The sequence below is a fragment of the Candidatus Thermoplasmatota archaeon genome, assembly GCA_030018475.1.
Classification (GTDB): domain Archaea; phylum Thermoplasmatota; class JASEFT01; order JASEFT01; family JASEFT01; genus JASEFT01.
Genome location: JASEFT010000083.1, coordinates 1 through 2,843 on the forward strand (window position 1 = coordinate 1; position 2,843 = coordinate 2,843).

Genomic DNA, 2,843 nt, shown 5'->3' on the forward strand with positions numbered 1-2,843 from the left:
GGGCAATGTAGGGAATTGCTGTTATCAGAAAGTCGTATGGAAAGAGATTAAGAATTGGACCGAAGATTATTCCTAAAATCATCAGCATTATGACGCTTGGAAGCAAAATCTTGCGAGACACGGCATCTCCTATGAAACCTAAAGCCATAATGGCGGCAATGGTGGAAAAGAGATTACAACTTCACTCATTGACATGCCCATTCGATTGTAGGCGATATTGTTTAAAAGAATTGTTACATCTCCAAGATACGCAAGATTGGTAATCTTTTACATTGAGCTGTCGCGCATGTTGACTGCTAAGTATAATGATTTTTTATAGAATATGCACTCAGATTATATTAATAGAATAGCAAAATTATTATACTATTAAATGAGCTTGAATCTCTATGCTTCAGAAGGTGTATGTAAAGGAAATCGTAACAGAGGCGAAGAAGCTTTAAAGATTGCTGATGCGTTGACCTCTGTAACCTTCAAAATTTTACAGCTTATCTCGAAGGAGAGGCTGGACGTTTCCATGATTGCTGAGCGGCTGGGATTTAGTGAAGCCTACATAAGTGAGCAAATACGCTTGCTAGAGGACTTGAAGCTAATCAATGTGAGCTACGAGAAAGGCAAAAGAGGCATCAGAAAGATGTGCGAACTAGCCGTGGGAAAAATCATAATAATAATCAAGCCCTAATCTTGATGAGACTATGGGTATGTTGGAAAGCGTATCGCTGAAGTTTAAGTGGATTTTGATTCTGGAAGCCGTTTTTGCAGGAGTTTACATATCATTAACCAGAGGACTGTTTGTTATTTATCTAGTTTCGATAGGCTATAGAATCGAAGAGATCTCTCTCTTGTAGTTTTCATTTCTGCACTTGCTTCCCTCTTAATCAGCATTTTTCTGTATAAGCGCCCTTCTTTCATCGTGAAAAGAGTGAAGCTCAAACTACTCAGCTTTCACGCTCTTGAACGAATTATGTGGCTGTTAATTCCCATGACAACAACTGGTTTACTGGTTTCAGCGCTATATTCAGCATACATGATTTTCTCCGTCCTTATTAGCACATTTCTAGCCTTCACCATATACGGCTCTTTCAAAGAAGATGACATAAGGGACATTACAGCCAAAAGATCTGCCGCAAGCGGCGTTTCAAGCATATTGGGCTTTGCTCTAGGTGCTTTGCTGTTAGCCTTCCTCGTTACAGATCAGTTCAGCTACATATTTCCTTTGGGATCACTATTGGGTCTTATGTCGACTTTTCTAATAGCTTTCTTAAATCTGTCACATCTCGAAGGGGCGTCATTTCCACAGGTGGTTGAAAAGCCTGAAAAAATATTTTCTGCCTCATCTTATCTTGTTGTTTTTTTGGCTTCAAGCAACTTTCTTGGGATAGTATGGGTGCCTTACGTGATGACTAATTTAAATGGACCTGGCTATTTGGCGGCTTCGATGAGTCTTGCAGGAACTTTGTCAAGCATTATTGCTTCATTGTTTTGGAGAAAAAAGGCATTTAAAACCTTGCGTTTTGGACTTGCCTTGAACACGTTAGGACCACTTTTGGTATGGGCTACACAATGGGCTTATCTTCATGTGCCTATAAACGCCTATACGGGTTTCACATCCACTGGAGCTAACTTTCTAGGCACTTTTCTTTTTGCAAAGCATAATAAGTGGTTTGGAGCCGTTAAATCAAGCGTGTTGCTTGTAATATTAGGGAACATAGCTCAGCTGATAGCATCACCGTTGGCAATTCTTTTGGGTGAGAGCTACTCCATTATTTTCCTAACAATTTTCGCTATTAAAAGCATCGCTGTAGTTTTGGCTGTTTTGACAATACCTGAAACCGCTGTGGTCTCTGAAGACGTAGCCAGCACGTACTCTCAAGTGCTTTACAGCAACAGTCTTCTGGGATATAGAATTGCTGTCGTAGTTTCTAGAGAGTCTATATTGACGACTCTTAGGATTCTCGCACTCTCTTTGGTTATTGCTGGGCTATACTTGATATATCGTGTTCTGTGGATGATCATGGGATAAAAAGCAAATTTTATTACTGATAAAGGCATATGATGCATGAGAATTATATTGGCCGAAGAAAACCTCTTTGAAACATTAAGAGAGATACTTACCCAAATCGCATCAGAAACTGTACGGTTGATTCCAAAGATTTTCATATTACTAATAGTAATTGTTCTAACCTTTCTAACCATCAAAGTTCTAAACTATGCTTTTAGAAAACTACTCAAACTCGCAAAACTGAATGAACTGTTTAAACAGCTTTCAGGTTTCTCTCTAGCCTTCTCCCTAGACAGTCTAATAATCTTCTTAGCAGATTTAGGCATCGTTCTAATCTCATTATATGCAATAGTAAATCTGTTTCTTGGGGAGCAGTATTTGCAGATAATGAATGAGGGGATATATTACGGAGCACGGGTCATCAGCATTGTAATAATTGCCCTGATTATTCTTGCGACTTTTACCACCGTAATTGATAGAATTAAGGTTGAAACTCGTCTTAGAAGCTACGCATTGTTTATTGTGCTACTATTGATTACAGCAATGCTAGTTGATATTACTGCGTTAAGTGACCCTGTGAAAAACGCGTTGATAACAGGTTTATCGATTGGAGTGGGCATTTCCATTGGGGTTTTTGCAATGTGGTTCTTTTTCCATGACTATATAGACAGAATGGCTAAAGCACGAACTGGTAGCAAAGAGGAATCAACTAAATAAGCACCATCATATCTCTCTTATCGCATGCATCCGCTACGCAACCTTGTGTGCAAAATTCTCAAGTTGTCCCGGAGTGATTTCAATATACATTTGACAGTTAAGTGTCACTCGCTTGCTGGATTGGAAG

The 2,843-nt window shown here is 39.2% G+C and carries 3 protein-coding genes; all 3 read left to right on the plus strand.

All coding sequences use genetic code 11. The features are described from left to right. The first annotated feature begins 370 nt into the window (after window positions 1-370). The 3 genes from QMD21_07460 to QMD21_07470 all read left to right on the plus strand — a co-directional run bounded on the left by QMD21_07460 (window position 371) and on the right by QMD21_07470 (window position 2,716). Complete coding sequence (locus QMD21_07460) at window positions 371-679, plus strand: ArsR family transcriptional regulator (GenBank protein MDI6856599.1); 309 nt, start codon at window positions 371-373, stop codon at window positions 677-679. Window positions 680-919: 240 nt separating this feature from the next. Continuing rightward, the gene (locus QMD21_07465; protein MDI6856600.1) at window positions 920-2,020 is read left to right on the plus strand and encodes a hypothetical protein; all 1,101 of its coding nucleotides are present in this window, start codon (window positions 920-922) and stop codon (window positions 2,018-2,020) included. Window positions 2,021-2,056: 36 nt separating this feature from the next. Continuing rightward, the gene (locus tag QMD21_07470; protein ID MDI6856601.1) at window positions 2,057-2,716 is read left to right on the plus strand and encodes a hypothetical protein; all 660 of its coding nucleotides are present in this window, start codon (window positions 2,057-2,059) and stop codon (window positions 2,714-2,716) included. Window positions 2,717-2,843 lie beyond the last annotated feature (127 nt).

Coding starts and splice junctions, on each gene's coding strand:
- QMD21_07470 (MDI6856601.1), top strand. CDS start 2,057: ATGAGAATTATATTGGCCGAAGAAAACCTCTTTGAAACATTAAGAGAG.
- QMD21_07460 (MDI6856599.1), top strand. CDS start 371: ATGAGCTTGAATCTCTATGCTTCAGAAGGTGTATGTAAAGGAAATCGT.